The 15740-nt window shown below is 56.3% G+C and carries 13 protein-coding genes; 8 read left to right on the forward strand and 5 right to left on the reverse strand.

What is annotated here, in order from left to right:
- Positions 1-8 precede the first annotated feature (8 nt).
- A complete protein-coding gene (locus tag GC087_RS11650; protein WP_006119222.1) occupies positions 9-725 on the reverse strand; it encodes an ABC transporter permease in 717 nt (238 codons plus the stop codon).
- Between the two features lie 377 nt (positions 726-1102).
- Between GC087_RS11650 and GC087_RS11655 the strand changes: the two genes are divergently transcribed.
- The gene (locus GC087_RS11655) at positions 1103-2566 is read left to right on the forward strand and encodes an MDR family MFS transporter (RefSeq protein WP_324028414.1); all 1464 of its coding nucleotides are present in this window, start codon (positions 1103-1105) and stop codon (positions 2564-2566) included.
- An 88-nt stretch (positions 2567-2654) separates the two neighbouring features.
- Here the strand turns inward: GC087_RS11655 and GC087_RS11660 are convergent, their stop codons facing one another.
- The gene (locus GC087_RS11660) at positions 2655-2951 is read right to left on the reverse strand and encodes a DUF1161 domain-containing protein (protein WP_058701871.1); all 297 of its coding nucleotides are present in this window, start codon (positions 2949-2951) and stop codon (positions 2655-2657) included.
- A gap of 45 nt (positions 2952-2996) precedes the next feature.
- A complete protein-coding gene (locus GC087_RS11665) occupies positions 2997-3296 on the reverse strand; it encodes a DUF1283 family protein (RefSeq protein ID WP_232368641.1) in 300 nt (99 codons plus the stop codon).
- Positions 3297-3452: 156 nt separating this feature from the next.
- Here GC087_RS11665 and GC087_RS11670 point away from each other — a divergent pair, with 156 nt between their 5' ends.
- Positions 3453-3779, forward strand: a complete 327-nt coding sequence (locus GC087_RS11670) for a YnfA family protein (RefSeq protein ID WP_058702016.1) — start codon at positions 3453-3455, stop codon at positions 3777-3779.
- A 28-nt stretch (positions 3780-3807) separates the two neighbouring features.
- On the opposite strand, the gene ydfG is transcribed toward GC087_RS11670, so the two are convergent.
- Positions 3808-4554, reverse strand: a complete 747-nt coding sequence (ydfG, locus tag GC087_RS11675) for a bifunctional NADP-dependent 3-hydroxy acid dehydrogenase/3-hydroxypropionate dehydrogenase YdfG (RefSeq protein ID WP_033742210.1) — start codon at positions 4552-4554, stop codon at positions 3808-3810.
- Between the two features lie 381 nt (positions 4555-4935).
- On the opposite strand from ydfG, the gene guaD reads away from it, so the two are divergent.
- From guaD to dcp, 5 genes are read left to right on the forward strand one after another with little or no spacing between them, the layout of a single operon-like run.
- Positions 4936-6264, forward strand: coding sequence for a guanine deaminase (guaD, locus tag GC087_RS11680; RefSeq protein ID WP_324028415.1), 1329 nt, complete (start codon positions 4936-4938; stop codon positions 6262-6264).
- Positions 6261-7700 (forward strand): xanthine dehydrogenase small subunit, encoded by a 1440-nt coding sequence (gene xdhA, locus GC087_RS11685; RefSeq protein WP_058701873.1) that lies wholly within the window; start codon positions 6261-6263, stop codon positions 7698-7700. The genes guaD and xdhA overlap by 4 nt, the downstream gene beginning before the upstream one ends.
- A complete protein-coding gene (gene xdhB / locus GC087_RS11690; protein ID WP_324028416.1) occupies positions 7690-10047 on the forward strand; it encodes a xanthine dehydrogenase molybdopterin binding subunit in 2358 nt (785 codons plus the stop codon). The genes xdhA and xdhB overlap by 11 nt, the downstream gene beginning before the upstream one ends.
- Positions 10044-10820: a xanthine dehydrogenase accessory protein XdhC gene (gene xdhC / locus GC087_RS11695; protein ID WP_058701875.1), complete on the forward strand. Its 777-nt coding sequence runs from the start codon at positions 10044-10046 to the stop codon at positions 10818-10820. Before xdhB ends, xdhC begins: the two co-directional genes overlap by 4 nt.
- Before the next feature lie 60 nt (positions 10821-10880).
- Positions 10881-12923: a peptidyl-dipeptidase Dcp gene (dcp, locus tag GC087_RS11700; protein WP_324028417.1), complete on the forward strand. Its 2043-nt coding sequence runs from the start codon at positions 10881-10883 to the stop codon at positions 12921-12923.
- A gap of 33 nt (positions 12924-12956) precedes the next feature.
- Here the strand turns inward: dcp and hpxO are convergent, their stop codons facing one another.
- The gene (gene hpxO / locus GC087_RS11705) at positions 12957-14114 is read right to left on the reverse strand and encodes an FAD-dependent urate hydroxylase HpxO (protein WP_039340296.1); all 1158 of its coding nucleotides are present in this window, start codon (positions 14112-14114) and stop codon (positions 12957-12959) included.
- 269 nt (positions 14115-14383) lie between these two features.
- On the opposite strand from hpxO, the gene GC087_RS11710 reads away from it, so the two are divergent.
- Entirely contained in the window at positions 14384-15565 is a 1182-nt protein-coding gene (locus tag GC087_RS11710) for a glycosyltransferase family 4 protein (protein ID WP_324028418.1), read from the forward strand.
- Positions 15566-15740 lie beyond the last annotated feature (175 nt).

The following is a 15740-nucleotide window of genomic DNA, read 5'->3' on the forward strand; positions in this document are numbered from 1 at the left end:
CTCCTGTTTTATGCCGCAGCGTGCGGACTCAGATAACGGCCTAACGTCGCCAGCAACATATCCAGTATCAGGGCCACTAACGCCGTTGCCACCGCGCCCAGAATCAGGACCGGGAAGTCATTGAGGTAAATCCCCGGAAAAATCAGCTCGCCAAAGCTGCTGGCACCAATCAGGAAGGCAAGCGGGGCGGTGCCAACGTTAATGGCTGTCGCAATGCGCACCCCTGCCAGAATGACCGGCAGCGCATTCGGCAGCTCAACCTGACGCAGGCGTTGCCATTTTGTCATGCCGATACCGTTAGCGGCTTCAATCAGTGAGGGCGGAACGGCGCTCAGTCCGGCATAGGTGTTGCGGACAATGGGGAGCAGCGAGGCCAGGAACAGGGCAAACAGCGCCGGCTTATCGCCAATGCCGATCACCACCATGGCCAGCGCCAGTACGGCCAGCGGCGGCAACGTGTTGCCCACATTAAAGATTTGCATGACATATTCTGCCCAGCGACGGGCAAAGGGACGGCTTAGCAGGATCCCACTGGGAATACCGACCAGCAGGGCAAACAGCATTGACCAGAACACTAAAAACAGGTGCTGTTGGCCAAGATAGATGAGATCAACGCGGCGGGCGACCAGTGTATCCCAGCCCAGCCCCCAAACCAGTGCGCCCAACACTGCTATCACAGCAAGCAGCGCCAGACCGGCACGTTTGGCCAGCGAAGCGTTATGCATACGGATTCTCCCTGTAGACCAATCTGTTGTTATCAAACCCTGAACCGACATGACAGACGCCACAAAAAGGGCCGCCGCGTCCAAAACCATGCCGATTGTTAAACGTGTAAAACGTTTGCGAATTTCTGCGTAATTTCGTTAATCACAGTCAACGCAGTTTTAAACCTATAGCAACGTCAAGCGAAGCGCGCCAGCTTTTATCGGTAAAATCATGGAGATAGCATGGTGTCAAAATCGCCGCAGCCCTTACTACAACTGGTTTAACAGCGAAACTACCTGATTCACCCCGATTTAGGTGACAACGTCACAAAAGCACTGAATTGATTCCTGGACGCGCAGATTTGCGCTAGCCTTAGGGAACGCAAAAAGGGAGCATCATGATCAACAGCACTTCCGCGCCGCTGCGCCGCAACTGGATTCTTTTCGCCTGCATGCTCGCCATGTTTATGGCCGCCATCGAAGTCACTATTGTGGCCACCGCGATGCCAACAATTGTCGCCCAGCTCGGGGGCTTTGCGCAGTTTGGCTGGGTATTTTCGGTTTACCTGCTGACGCAGGCCATAAGCGTACCGCTTTATGGGCGCCTGGCGGATCTGTGGGGCAGAAAGAGGATGCTGTTTCTGGGCATCACGCTTTTTTTGGCAGGGTCGGTGTTATGCGGCTTTGCGCACAGCATGTTTTGGCTCATCGTGTTCCGCGCCTTTCAGGGCCTGGGGGCCGGGGCCATCATGCCGCTGACGTCCACGATTGTGGCCGATATCTATTCCCCCCGTGAGCGGGCCAGCGTGCAGGGCTGGCTGTCCAGCGTCTGGGGCGTGGCGGCGATTGTCGGGCCGCTCTCGGGCGCGTGGCTGGTCCAGCACTTCAACTGGTCGGTGATTTTCTGGGTCAATGTCCCGATTGGCATCATCAGTATGCTGTTGCTGGCCATCCTGCTGCCAACACATTCACAGAAACAGCCGGCCCCGTCACTGAATCTGATTGGCAGTGGCTGGCTGACGCTGTGCATCAGCGCCGTACTGATTGCCCTGTTACAGGCAGAACAACTGGGCTACTGGCTCCTGTTGTTTTTACTTGTGGGCGGGCTGGCCGGCTGGCAGTTAACCCGCCATGAACAGCAGGCACAGGCGCCCCTGTTTCCGATGCGTCTCTGGCAGAGTAAGCTGATTATTGCCGGCAATATAGGCAACCTGGTGATTGGGGCGACCATGATGGGCGTCAGCGCGTTTTTACCGACATGGATACAGGGCGTCACGGGCGGTTCGCCATTTCAGGCCGGCACCGCGCTGGCGATGATGTCCATCGGCTGGCCGCTGGCCAGTACGGTCAGTGGCCGCCTGATGCTGTTCACTTCCTATCGTTTTACCGCCCAGCTGGGCGCATTATTGTTAATTGCAGGCAGCGCCTTACTGCTGCTGTTACACAGAGAAAGTTCGCTACTGCAGGCAGGCTTCACCTCATTCCTCATCGGCACCGGCATGGGGATGACCAGCACGACGTTTCTGGTGTCTGTGCAGAATCATGCCGAATATGGCATTCGCGGTATTTGCACGGCGTCGGTAATGTTCAGCCGTATGATTGGCTCCGCGCTGGGAACGGCGGTGATGGGCGCCGTGCTAAACCTCAACCTGCAGTGGCGGTTGCCACATGCAGAGGATCCGGTGCAGCAAATTATGTCGCAGACAACCCGCGACCAGTTGGCTCCGGATGAGCTGCAGCACCTGTTACAGGCGATTGCTGCCTCACTGCACTGGGTGTTTATCGTGGCGTTGGTTATCGCGTTATCGGCGATGTGGGTCGCCGGAAAAATGCCGCGTCAGCAGCCGCAACAGGCCGACTGATACCGGACCGTTTAGTCGTCAGGGTGCGATTCGGACGGGAACAGGAGAGAAAACGAAAAAGAGAAGGGCGACAATGTCGCCCTGAGCGTTACTGCGTTGAGGTGTCCTGCGAGCTACCCGCGCTGTCAGGGACCACCGCCCCGTCATCACGACCCAGCTTTTTATAAACGATTTTCTGTGTGTCGTTATCGCAATGACCGACAACCTGTCCGCCCGCTTGGTCGGCCTGATCGTTGGGCACCACATCCAGACTAAAGCCTGATTCGGGCACACCGTTCTGGATAATTTTCTGGCTGATATCCGCTTTTACGGATTCACAGGAGGCCTGCGCCAGCAGTGGGAATGTCAAAAACGTCACTGTCAGTAATGCATGCTTCATCTTCATAACCTTTTCCTTTTGTCATGCGTCAGTCATTACTATAGCTGAAAATTACGGCAGTACCGGACGACCGGTGCGGCGATCCAGACAGCGCAACGTGTTGGGTTCCCAGTAGGCATTCAGGTTAGCGCTCTGCTCACACTTGTCACGGGTATCAAACGCGCGGTCCGCTTTATCAAACTCTTTTTCCACCCGGCGGTTCACTTTATTGCGCAGCATGTGCGTGTCATTCCACTGCTCTTTACTCTGACGGGCCGCTTCATTATTCAGCGCGCTACTGCCATTTTCAATTATCAGGCGATCGGTGTTTGCACTCACGCCAAATGCCGTGACAGAAAGCAGGGCCACCATCAGAACCGGAAGCAATTTTTTCATCGTAATATCCTTCAGTTAACACGGGCTTACCTGTGGGTAAACTTTTGCAGCCTGTGCGCAATAGTATACCATTGCCGCTCAGATGCTCACCAGCAGTGTGCATGTCGTTTACCTGCCTGAGAGATTAACGTGCTGATCAAGACTGCATTACTGTTTTTTATTACCGCCCTGGCAGAGATCACAGGCTGTTTTTTGCCCTGGCTGTGGCTGAAAAAGGGCGCGTCGGCCTGGCTGTTAGTGCCTGCCGCACTGAGTCTCGCGCTGTTTGTCTGGCTGCTGACGCTCCATCCGGCGGCAAGTGGACGCGTATACGCGGCTTACGGCGGCGTTTATGTTCTCACGGCGCTGGTCTGGTTGCGCATCGTAGACGGGGTGAAACTGAGTATCTGGGACTGGAGTGGTGCGCTGATTGCGTTCAGCGGCATGTTGATTATCGTGCTGGGCTGGGGCAAAGCGTAAAAAGCCAGCCCGAGGGCTGGCCTCTTAATCAGGGTTTATGCACTTTAAGGCCTGCCAGCGTCTGGCTGACGGGCATCATTTCCAGGGTGTTGATGTTGACGTGTTTAGGCAGGGTTGCCACCCAGTAAACCGCTTCAGTCACATCTTCCGGCGTCAGTGCTGTCGCGCCCTCATAAACCTTATCAGCCTTGTCATCGTCGCCTTTAAAGCGCACGTTAGAGAATTCGGTGCCGCCAACCAGGCCTGGCTCAATATCCGTTACGCGCAGGGCGGTGCCGTGCAAATCGGTGCGCAGGTTCAGGCTGAACTGACGGACAAAGGCTTTGGTGGCCCCATACACGTTACCGCCCGCATAGGGCCAGCTTCCGGCAATCGACCCGATATTAATGATATGACCGACGTTACGCTCAACCATCGCAGGCAAGACGGCGCGCGTCATATACACCAGCCCCTTCGTGTTGGTGTCGATCATATTTTCCCAGTCATTCACATCTGCCCGGTGCGCCGGTTCAATGCCTAATGCCAGACCCGCGTTATTGACCAGCACATCAATGTCGCGCCATTCTGCAGGGAGGTGTGCAATTGCCTCTTCAATGGCGGCCCGGTTGCGCACATCCAGTTGCACCGTATACAGGTTGTCGCCCAACGCGTCTTTCAGCGCTTTCAGACGTTCTGCGCGACGGCCGCTTGCGATCACTTTGTGTCCTGTTTCGATGAACCGGCGGGTAATGCTTTGACCAAACCCTGCCGTTGCCCCCGTAACAAAAATAATCATCGTGTTTCCCTTATTCCGTTTCATGGTGTTCCTTTCACCTTAACACGGCATTTTTGGCGATGTCCGCTGAATTTTACGTGCACGGTCGCCCACGGTCTGCGCCGTTATTGTGCAGCCTGCCCCGTTATTGTGCAAACCCCTCAGGCTGGCAAGGCGCATTTTGGCCATCATCATGCAGGCAACCGATTGCGAAAGAATGGCAACCGTTTGCGTCGTGTATTAAGACGTTTTTTCGTTGCGCAACGAATATTTTTGATTAAGTTGCTGATATATAAGTTTTTATTTTATAAGCAAGGCTGGCATGACTCTTGCAAAATGTTCAAACAGAGACCAGGGTTAAGGCACAGGGCGACATTTATCCCGCCCGGCAGAGGAAACATTATGCTGACATATACGGACGCGGCGATTCGCGCCAGCTTCTTCGATTTTGCCGCAGTGGCACACGATCCCGAATCGATACTGGCGCAGGCACGCTATCTGGACGATGGCGTGCTGACGCTGCGTGAAGGGCGTGTTGTCGATCTGCGTCCCTGGCAGGAGAGCACAGACAGCCTGAATGCAGGCGTCATGATTGACCTGCGCGGTAAGCTGATCATCCCGGGCTTTGTCGATTGCCATATTCATTATCCGCAAACGGAAATGATCGGTGCCTTTGGCGAGCAACTGCTGGAGTGGCTGAATCAGTACACTTTTCCCGTGGAAGCGCAGTATCACTGCCCGGATCATGCCGCGCAGATGTCGGCATTTTTCCTGCAGCAGTTACTGGCGAACGGCACGACCAGCGCGTTGATTTTCGGCACGGTGCACCCGCAGTCGGTAGATGCGCTGTTCAGCGCAGCCGAGGCGCTCAATATGCGTATTATCGCAGGCAAAGTGATGATGGATCGCAATGCCCCGGACTACCTGACAGAAACGCCAGAAGAGAGCTATGCCCAGACGGAGGCGCTGATTGCGCGCTGGCACGAGCGCGGCCGCCTTAATTATGCGCTGACGCCGCGTTTCGCTCCGACCTCTTCTCCGGCGCTGCTGGAGAAAGTTCAGGCGCTTCGCCAGCGTCACCCGGATGTCTGGGTTCATACGCACCTTAGCGAAAACCCCCACGAAGTGGCCTGGGTGAAGCAGCTTTTTCCTGACCATAACGGTTATCTGGATGTGTATCATCAGTATCAGCTGACCGGGCGCCGCAGCGTATTCGCGCACTGTCTGCATCTGGAAACACAGGAGTGGCAGTGCCTGCATGATACGAACTCCGCCATAGCATTTTGCCCCACCTCAAATCTGTTTCTGGGCAGCGGCCTGTTCAATATCCAGCGGAGCTGGCAGCAGGGCGTTAAGGTGGGCATCGGCACCGATGTAGGCGCCGGCACCACCTTCAATATGCTGCAAACGCTGGGAGAAGCCTACAAAGTGGGGCAACTGCAGCAGTACAAACTGAGCGCCGCAGAAGCGTTTTATCATGCCACACTGGGCGGCGCCCATGCGCTGGATCTCGATAAACACATCGGTAACTTCGCCCCGGGCAAAGAAGCGGACTTTGTGGTGCTGGATCCCGCCGTGTCCGCCTTGCAGAGGTTACGCATGGCAAACAGTAAAGATATCTGGGAAAAACTGTTTGTGCTGATGACGCTCGGCGATGACAGAAATATCGTACAAACCTGGGTTAACGGTCGCCCGGTCTGGCAATCCGCAGCAAAGGAGAACGCCGCATGATTCAGTTCCTGCTTAATGACCGTCCGGTGACAGAAGAGCATCTCGATCCCAATCTGACGGTCCTGTCGTATTTGCGTACGCATCAGCGTCGCTGCGGCACCAAAGAGGGCTGTGCCTCCGGCGACTGCGGCGCGTGTAGCGTCACATTGGGCAGTGTCGTAGACGGGAAGCTCACCTATCAGACCGTGAACAGTTGCCTGATGCTGGTCAGTGGGCTACAGGGTAAGCAACTCATTACGGTTGAGGATTTACGCCAGGGAAAAAGCCTGCATCCGGTACAGCAGGCGATGGTGGACTGCCATGGCTCGCAGTGTGGATTCTGTACGCCGGGTTTTGTCATGTCGCTGTTTAGTCTGCAAAAAAACCAGCCTGAGTGGAATCGTCAGCAGGCCGAACATGCGCTGGCGGGTAACCTGTGCCGCTGTACCGGTTACCGTTCCATCATGGCGGCTGCCGAGCAAAGCCTGAGCGATGTTCAGCCCGACAGCTTTGATCGTCAGGCACAGCAGGTGACTGAACAGCTGATGAACCTGACACACGAGGCTATCCAGACGCTGGAAAAGAACGGTCGCACCTGTTTTATCCCGAAAACCGTGCAGCAGCTTGCCGAATGCTGTATCGCCCATCCTGATGCCGCATTGCTGGCGGGTGGCACCGATCTCAGCCTGCTGATTACCCAGCGCGACCAGCATCTCCCCAAAATGATTGCCCTGGGGCAGGTTGACGCACTGAAAGCCTGCGGCGAGGACGATAAACACTATCAACTGGGTGCCGCTGCGTCGCTGGAGCACATCGCCGATTTTATGGCGACGCGGATTCCGGGTTTTGCCGGAATGCTGACGCGCTTTGCCTCGCTACAAATTCGTCAACTCGGCACGCTGGGCGGCAACCTTGCAAACGCTTCGCCGATTGGTGATGCCTCGCCTACGCTGCTGGCGCTTAATGCATCGCTACTGCTGCAGCACGGCGACACGCAACGCACCGTGCCGCTCGATGGCTTTTTCACGGGCTACCGACAGACAGTGCTAAGGCCGGGGGAGTTTATTCACACCATTCTGATTCCTAAAGTGACGGTGTCACCGGATTTTGTGGCCTGGAAAGTCTCAAAACGACTGGATGATGACATTTCAGCGGTATTTGCCGCCTTTAATATTCATACCGATAACGGCATCGTCACGCGTGCGCATATTGCATTCGGCGGTATGGCGGCAACGCCGCTTCGTGCGGCCGCCTGTGAACAGGCGCTGTGTGGTACCGCCTTATCGCCGGAAACGCTGGCGAGAGCCTGTCAGGCGCTGGAAGCGACGTTTCAGCCGCTGAGCGATTTCCGGGCCAGCGCAGATTACCGTCTGCAGGTCGCCTGTAACCTGTTGCGTCGTTATGTTTACCGTTCAAACGGACTCGCCATCACAGAGGTAAGCCGCTATGTCTCATAATCGTCCGGCATTGCCTGAATCTGCGTTACCCGTCCTGTTCGCCAGCGATATGACCACGGGCGTAGGACGCAGTCAAAAACACGAAAGTGCGGAAAAACACGTCTCCGGTGAAGCGCAATATATTGATGATAAAGCAGAACAGCCGGGCTTACTGCACCTTTGTCCGCGTCTGAGCGACCACGCGCATGCGCGTATTACACGTGTCGATCTGCAACCCTGTTACGCGGTTCCGGGCGTAGTTCGCGTACTGACCTGGCAGGATGTGCCCGGCGTCAATGATATCGGGCCCTTGCAGCCAGGCGATCCGCTTCTGGCACAGGATATCGTCCACTATGTGGGCCAGATTGTGATTGCCGTACTGGCCGAAACGCCTGAAGCGGCGCGTCAGGGCGCTAACGCGGCGATGATTGAGTACGCCAATCTTCCGGCGCTGCTGGATGTCGAAGACGCGCTGAAGCAGGGCAGCTTCGTGCAGGAACCCCATATTCATCAGCGCGGTGACGTTGAGGCGGCACTGGCGCGCGCGCCGCACCGGGTTCAGGGGGCGTTCCACATTGGCGGACAAGAGCATTTCTATCTGGAAACGCAAACCGCCCTGGTGATTCCCGGCGAAGACGACGCATTGCAGGTCTTTTGTTCGACGCAGAACCCCACTGAAATTCAAAAGCTGGTGGCCGAGGTCATGGGCATCACCATGAACAAGGTCACGATTGATATGCGGCGTATGGGCGGCGGATTTGGCGGCAAGGAAACCCAGGCCGCCGGTGTTGCCTGCCTGTGTGCTGTCGCCGCCAGGCTGACCGGGCGCGCCGTGAAAATGCGCCTCGCGCGGCGTGATGACATGCGTATTACCGGCAAACGGCATCCGTTTTTTGTGCGCTACGACGTGGGGGTTGAGGATGACGGCCGCTTGTGTGGCGTGAAAATCGATCTGGCAGGTAACTGTGGTTACTCACTGGATCTCAGCGGATCGATTGTGGATCGGGCAATGTTTCATGCCGATAATGCGTACTACCTCGGCGATGCGCGGATTACCGGTTACCGCTGCCGCACCAATACCGCGTCCAATACTGCGTTTCGCGGGTTTGGCGGCCCGCAGGGCATGGTGGCGATAGAGCAGATTATGGACCATATCGCCCGCGAGCGCGGAATCGATCCGCTGACGCTGCGTAAACGGAACTACTACGGTAAACACGAGCGCAATATCACGCATTACCACCAGCAGGTGAAAGATAATCTGCTGGATGAGATCACGGAACAGCTGGAAATCAGCAGTGATTACCACGCGCGGCGGGAAGCCATCGCGGCCTTTAACGCCAGCAGTCCGCTGCTAAAACGCGGTCTTGCGCTGACGCCGGTGAAGTTTGGGATTTCTTTCACCTCAAGTTTTCTCAACCAGGCCGGTGCGCTGATTCTGATCTACACCGATGGCACAGTACAACTCAACCACGGCGGAACGGAAATGGGCCAGGGGCTCAATACCAAAGTGGCGCAGATTGTCGCGCAGGTGCTGCAAATCGATATCGATAAGATCCAGATCACCGCCACAGACACCGGCAAAGTGCCCAATACGTCGCCGACCGCGGCTTCCAGTGGTACGGATCTGAACGGCAAAGCGGCGCAAAATGCGGCGGAAATCCTGCGTGAACGCATGCGCACTATGCTGTGTTCGCTACATAACTGTCTCCCCGAGGCGGTAAGTTTCAACAACGGCGTGGTGCGCGCAGGCGATCACTATTACACGTTCGCTCAGGTCGCCCAGCTTGCCTGGCTTAATCAGGTGCCGCTCTCCGCGACGGGATATTATCGCGTGCCTGGCATCCACTACGATCGTCAGGCTGGTCGGGGCGAACCGTTTTACTATTTCGCTTACGGGGCCGCCTGTTGCGAAGTGATCGTGGATACGCTGACGGGCGAATACCGGTTATTACGGGCGGATATTCTGCATGATGTCGGGGCCTCACTGAATCCAGCCATTGACATCGGTCAGGTCGAGGGCGGCTTCGTGCAGGGGCTGGGCTGGCTGACCTGTGAGGAACTGGTCTGGAATGACAAAGGCCAGTTGATGACGAACGGTCCGGCCAGCTACAAAATTCCGGCAATCAGCGATGTGCCCGCCGATATGCGCGTCACACTGGTCGAAAACCGTAAGAATCCGCAGGATACGGTATTCCATTCCAAGGCAGTGGGCGAGCCGCCTTTCATGCTGGGGATCGCCGCCTGGTGCGCATTACAGGATGCGGTCGCCAGTCTCGCGGACTATCGCCAACATCCGGGGCTGGACGCGCCTGCTACGCCGGAGCGGGTATTCTGGGGCGCACAGCGTATGGCCGGGAGGCGCGGATGATTTTCCATGACTGGATAAGCATCCTGCACCATCTCCGTGAAACGCGCCAGCCTTGCGTACTGGTCACTGTGCTGCGCGATCGTGGCTCGGTGCCCCGGGACGGCGGCGCTAAAATGGTGGTGACGGCGAAGGAAACCTTTTTAACAATTGGCGGCGGACATCTGGAATTTCAGTGTATCGCGCAGGCCCGCGCACTGCTGAAAAGCGGGCAGGCCAGCCCGCACACAGAGGATTTCAGTCTGGGGGCACGGCTGGGCCAGTGCTGCGGCGGCATGACCACCATGTTATTCGAACCCCTGTTACAGGCACAGCCGGAAATCCTGGTGTTTGGCGCGGGCCATGTGGGCCAGGCGCTGGTGAATGTGCTGGCAACGTTACCCTGTCACATTAACTGGATTGACAGCCGGGAAAATGTTTTTTTATCCGTGCCGCCCGGGGTGCGCATCCAGCAGCCTGACGATCCGCTGGACGCAGTGGCTGAGGCGCCCGCTGGCAGCTATTATATCGTGATGACGCACCACCATCCGTTGGATCTGGCGCTCTGTGAAGCCATTCTCAAACGGGGAGATTTCCACTACGCGGGCGTCATTGGCTCGCAGACAAAAAGCCAGCGCTTTCGCTATCGTCTGGCCGGCAAAGGCATCGACGACGTCCGGCTGGCGCGCCTGCGCTGCCCGGTGGGCTTACCCGATGTAAAAGGGAAACTGCCCGCCGAAATCGCCGTGGCGATTGCGGGTGAGATTATTGCGGTGTACCGGCAACAACGCGGATAGGTTGTTCTGCCCGAGGCGACCTGCCACTATGAAACACTGTGTAGACTATCAGGAGCGCCTATGAACGCCCGTCAAAACCCTTTCTTTAGCGTCAGCAGTCTGCCTTATCACACGCCACCGTTTGACCAGATTCAGGAAACGGACTTTTTGCCCGCGCTGCATGCCGGTATCGAAGAGAAACGTCAGGAAGTCCTGGCCATTGCGACATCCGCTGATGCCCCGACGTTCCAGAATACCTGTGAAGCGCTGGAGAAAAGTGGCCAGCTGCTGACCCGGGTAAGCCTGGTGTTTAATGCCATGACCTCGGCGAATACCAGCCCCTATTTACAACAGATCGATGAAGAGATTACGCCGCAACTGACCGCGCTTAATGATGAGATCATGCTGAATCGTCCGCTGTTTTCACGCATCGATCAGGTCTATGTGCAACGAAACCAGCTGGATGCCGAATCCAGACGTCTGGTAGAAATTCTCTGGCAGCGCTTTCAGCTTGCCGGTGCCAATCTGCCCGAAGCGCAGAAACAGCAACTGAAAACCCTGAATCAGGAGGCGGCGCGGCTCAGTACCCAGTTCACGAATAAGCTGCTGGCGGCCACGAAGGCCGGCGGTCTGGTCGTCGAGGATGTGCAACAGTTAGCCGGTCTGAGCGCGTCCGATCTGGCCGTCGCCAGGGCCGCCGCGAAGGCGCGCGGTCTGGAAAACGCGTGGCTGTTGGTGCTGCAAAACACGACGCAACAGCCCGCGCTGCAATCGCTGACGGTGCGCGCAACGCGCCAGGCCCTGTTTCATGCGGCCCTGACGCGCAGTGAGAAAAACGATGATAACGATACCCGACAGTTAGTGCTTCGGCTGTCACAGGTGCGTGCCGAACAGGCGAGGTTGTTAGGATTCGCCAGTTTTGCGACCTGGCAACTGCAGGATCAGATGGCCAAAACGCCCGAGGCCGCTCTGGCGTTTATGCGTAATATTGTGCCTGCCGCCCGGGCAAGGGCCGAACGCGAAGCCGCGGCGATTCAGCAAACGATCGACAAGCAGCAGGGGGATTTTACCCTCAGCGCCTGGGACTGGAATTTCTACGCCGAGCAGGTCAGGCGAGCGCAGTACGATTTAGATGAGAATCAGATCAAGCCCTATTTTGAGCTCAACACGGTCCTGGAACAGGGCGTTTTCTGGGCGGCCACGCAGCTTTATGGTATTACGTTCGCGCAACGTCACGATCTGCCGGTTTACCATCCGGATGTACAGGTGTACGAAATTTTCGATGCTGACGGGAGTGGGCTTGCGCTGTTTTACACGGACTTCTTCAAACGCGACAGTAAAGGCGGTGGCGCCTGGATGAGCAACTTTGTTAATCAGTCCACGCTCCTCGACAGCAAACCCGTGATTTACAACGTCTGCAACTACACGCAACCCGCGGAGGGGGAACCCGCGCTCCTGAGCTGGGATGAGGTGATAACCCTGTTTCATGAGTTCGGGCATACGTTGCACGGCCTGTTTGCCAGCCAGCGTTATCCCAGCCTGTCCGGCACAGCAACGCCACGTGATTTTGTTGAATTCCCTTCACAAATCAACGAGCACTGGGCCAGCGAGCCACAGGTGTTTCGTCATTATGCCCGCCATTACCAGACGGGTGAGCAGATGCCCGCCGAGCTGCATGAAAAAATCATCAGGGCGGGCAAGTTTAATAAAGGCTACGAGATGAGCGAGCTGCTGGCCGCCGCGTTGCTGGACCTACACTGGCACAGCCTGGATGGCAGTCAGCCGGTACAGTCCGTTGACGGATTCGAGCAACAGGCGCTGCGCAGTGATGATCTCGATATGGCGGCCGTCCCGCCGCGCTATCGCTCCAGCTATTTCCAGCACATCTGGGGCGGTGGCTATGCCGCGGGTTATTACGCTTATATCTGGACGCAGATGCTGGCGGATGACGGCTACCAGTGGTTCGTCGAAAACGGCGGGCTGACGCGCAAAAATGGCGATATTTTCCGCCAGCAAATCCTGTCTCGCGGCAACAGCAGTGATCTCAAAGCGTTATATGAAGCCTGGCGCGGGGGCGAACCGAAGCTTGAGCCGATGTTAAAAAATCGCGGCCTGGCCGACTGAGCAACAAAGGGCGGAGAATCCGCCCTTTGTTTTTTACCCCAGCGGACCGCCTTCAATGGTCTCGCACAAGCCCGCCAGTACGCGCTCGCCGGTTTCATTTCTTAATGACTGATACCACTCCGACGTCATCACCGGATCTTTTGCATGCGTGATATCACAACGCTTGCGCGCTTTCAGAACCAGGTCTTTGACACGGTCAACGCGGCGCGCCTGATAACGCAGCAGCGCATCTTCGATGCCAAGCGAATGCGCAGCCAGGGCTGAAGCCAGTACAATGGCATCTTCCATCGCGGCACAGCCGCCCTGACCAATATCCGGCGTGGTGCTGTGCGCGGCATCGCCAAGCAGCACCACCCGGCCTTTCACGAAGCGCTGAAACGGCTCGATATCGTGAATTTCAACCCGGTTGGTGGTGTCCACATCAATGGCCGCAATCAGTTTTTGCACCGGGGCTGCCCAGCCGCTGAAATAGCGGCGCAAATCGTCACGCGCGGTAGTGCGGTCCTGTTCCAGCCCCGCAGGCAGCGGGACATCAAAGAAAAAGTAAAAGCGGTTTCCGCTTACCGGCATTAACGATACGCGCTTGCCATCCCCTACAAAGGTTGTCCACTGGTCCGCAGGCGCGATGGACTCATCAATGTTCACCAGACCGTTCCAGTTCACATAGCCCGCGTAACGGCGTGGCAGCTTTTCCCCCAGCACATAGTCCCGCACAACAGAGTGCGTGCCGTCTGCCGCGACCAGAAAATCGCCTTCAGCCTGGCTGTTGTCTTCGAAGGTGGCGACAACGCCCGTGGCGTGCTGTTCCACCTGCACGATACGTTTACCAAAATGCACTCTGTCGCGGCCGTAGGCATCCAGTAGCATGGCCTGCAACTCGGCGCGGGCAATCGGATAGGGGAATTCCCCTACCTGCTGCACCAGCGGCGATAAACTGAACCGTGTCAGGGTTTCACCCGACAATGCATCCTTATAGGCCATAAAGGCCATATTACCGCCCAGCGCGCGGACTTTGTCTTTCAGGCCCAGCGAATTCAGGCATTTCACGCCATTTGGCCAGACCGAAATCGCAGCGCCGACGGGCCGAATGGTTTTTACCGCCTCATAGACTTCCGTCTGAAAACCCTGTTGCTCCAGCGCGAGGGCCGCCGTCATGCCGCCCATTCCGCCACCGATAACGATCGCTTTCATATGTTCTCTCCTTTGCATTGCGTCATATCTTGCAATTTTTGTTCCAGGCGATGAAAAGGCGGCAACCCGCATGAACAGGGCGCAACTCGCTGATATTGAGGAATAATCTTTCCAGCCTGCACGCAAACCGTGCAAAAGGCCGCACCGCGCCAGTGCAGGAATATTCTGTAAACCACATAAACCACGCGCTTTTAAGATGTTGCCTATGAAACATGCAATTCAGAGCGTGATATAGATCACGCCCTACAACAACGACTTCGGAATCTTTCATGAAAATTGGCATCAGCAATACGCACTATCCGGAGCAGCGCAATATCCTGGTGAATCCGGACAATCACTACATCAACCTGAAAAAGCGCAACCTGTTTTATTTCCTCAATCCGCTGCGTACACGTTTACTCAAGAAGAATAAACGCTTTGTGTTTGTCCCCGTGCCCTTCGCAATAGGGGAGAAGCCCGATATCCTGCATCTGTTTAATGAAGTCGCCATTACGCCCATGAACTGGGTCGCGACCTTCGAGACTGAGCTGCCGCGTGTTCTACCTGTAGCGGGCGTCGCCAAGCAGGATAATCCTGAACTCAAACAACTGATTCCGTATTTGCTCAAGGATAACTGTTTTGGCCTGATCGCCATTTCCGATGCCACCTTGCATATTCAGATGAAGCTGTTTAAACCCGATGTCGCCGCGAAAATTCGCGCAAAAACGTTGGTGATGCATCCACCGCAAACCCTGTTTACGCAACAGAAGCGCCCACGGCAAAGCGATAAACTCCGCCTGGTGTTCGTTGGCAACGAGTTTTACCGTAAAGGAGGCGCAGAAGTCGTGCTGGCCATCAGCGAGCTGATTGAAACGGGACAGATTGATGCTGGCCAACTCGACGTTCAGTTGATTGGTGAGCTGACGAAACGTCATAATGTTGCCCATCGCGCTTTCCAGGATAACGACGCCTTTTATCGGGACATTGAAGATCGCATCACGCGCCATGCCTGCTTCACGCACCATTCCCGCAAGGATAATCGTGAACTGATGCAGTTGTTCCAGCAAAGCGATGTGGGGTTGCTGCCGACCTGGCAGGAAACCTACGGGTTTTCCGTACTGGAAATGCAGGCCAGCGGCTGTCCGGTATTGACCAGTAACGTTCGTGCGTTGCCTGAAATTAATCCGCCCACCGCCGGTTGGCTGATTGATGGCGAACTCAACGATGACCGCGAATATCAGGTCAACAGCGAAGCCGAGAAACACCGGCTACGTCGGGCATTAATAGACGGCATTAAGACAACCCTGCTGGACATTCTTGCGCAGCCACAGCTGTTAACGGAAAAAGGCGAGGGCGCGATTCTGCGCATCAAGCAGCAGCACGATCCGCGTCAGTATTGCGCCAGACTGAACGATATTTATCGCCGTGGCGTGGTCCAGGCCGTGGAACATCCGCCCGCGCTCTCAATTTAGCAAGATTTACCAGACGTTATGCGTCAGAGTCATCATACTTGTCTGACGCATATCTCTGGAGATCGGTTATGAAAAACTTGTATGCTCTGCTGCTGACCTGCTTCATGGGCAGCAGCGCCCTGGCGCAGCCCGCTCACACGTTTCCCCCTCGCACACCGTTGCCGCAACTCACGCC

Source organism: Pantoea sp. JZ2, from assembly GCF_035191405.1.
GTDB classification, from domain to species: Bacteria; Pseudomonadota; Gammaproteobacteria; order Enterobacterales; family Enterobacteriaceae; genus Pantoea; species Pantoea stewartii.

Bases quoted from the DNA above. Each gene is read 5' to 3' on its own strand.
- hpxO (WP_039340296.1), bottom strand. From the start codon at position 14,114: ATGAAAGCGATCGTTATCGGTGGCGGAATGGGCGGCATGACGGCGGCC.
- GC087_RS11665 (WP_232368641.1), bottom strand. From the start codon at position 3,296: ATGGTGGCCCTGCTTTCTGTCACGGCATTTGGCGTGAGTGCAAACACC.
- guaD (WP_324028415.1), top strand. From the start codon at position 4,936: ATGCTGACATATACGGACGCGGCGATTCGCGCCAGCTTCTTCGATTTT.
- dcp (WP_324028417.1), top strand. From the start codon at position 10,881: ATGAACGCCCGTCAAAACCCTTTCTTTAGCGTCAGCAGTCTGCCTTAT.
- GC087_RS11710 (WP_324028418.1), top strand. From the start codon at position 14,384: ATGAAAATTGGCATCAGCAATACGCACTATCCGGAGCAGCGCAATATC.
- xdhA (WP_058701873.1), top strand. From the start codon at position 6,261: ATGATTCAGTTCCTGCTTAATGACCGTCCGGTGACAGAAGAGCATCTC.
- GC087_RS11655 (WP_324028414.1), top strand. From the start codon at position 1,103: ATGATCAACAGCACTTCCGCGCCGCTGCGCCGCAACTGGATTCTTTTC.
- ydfG (WP_033742210.1), bottom strand. From the start codon at position 4,554: ATGATTATTTTTGTTACGGGGGCAACGGCAGGGTTTGGTCAAAGCATT.
- GC087_RS11660 (WP_058701871.1), bottom strand. From the start codon at position 2,951: ATGAAGATGAAGCATGCATTACTGACAGTGACGTTTTTGACATTCCCA.
- xdhC (WP_058701875.1), top strand. From the start codon at position 10,044: ATGATTTTCCATGACTGGATAAGCATCCTGCACCATCTCCGTGAAACG.
- xdhB (WP_324028416.1), top strand. From the start codon at position 7,690: ATGTCTCATAATCGTCCGGCATTGCCTGAATCTGCGTTACCCGTCCTG.
- GC087_RS11650 (WP_006119222.1), bottom strand. From the start codon at position 725: ATGCATAACGCTTCGCTGGCCAAACGTGCCGGTCTGGCGCTGCTTGCT.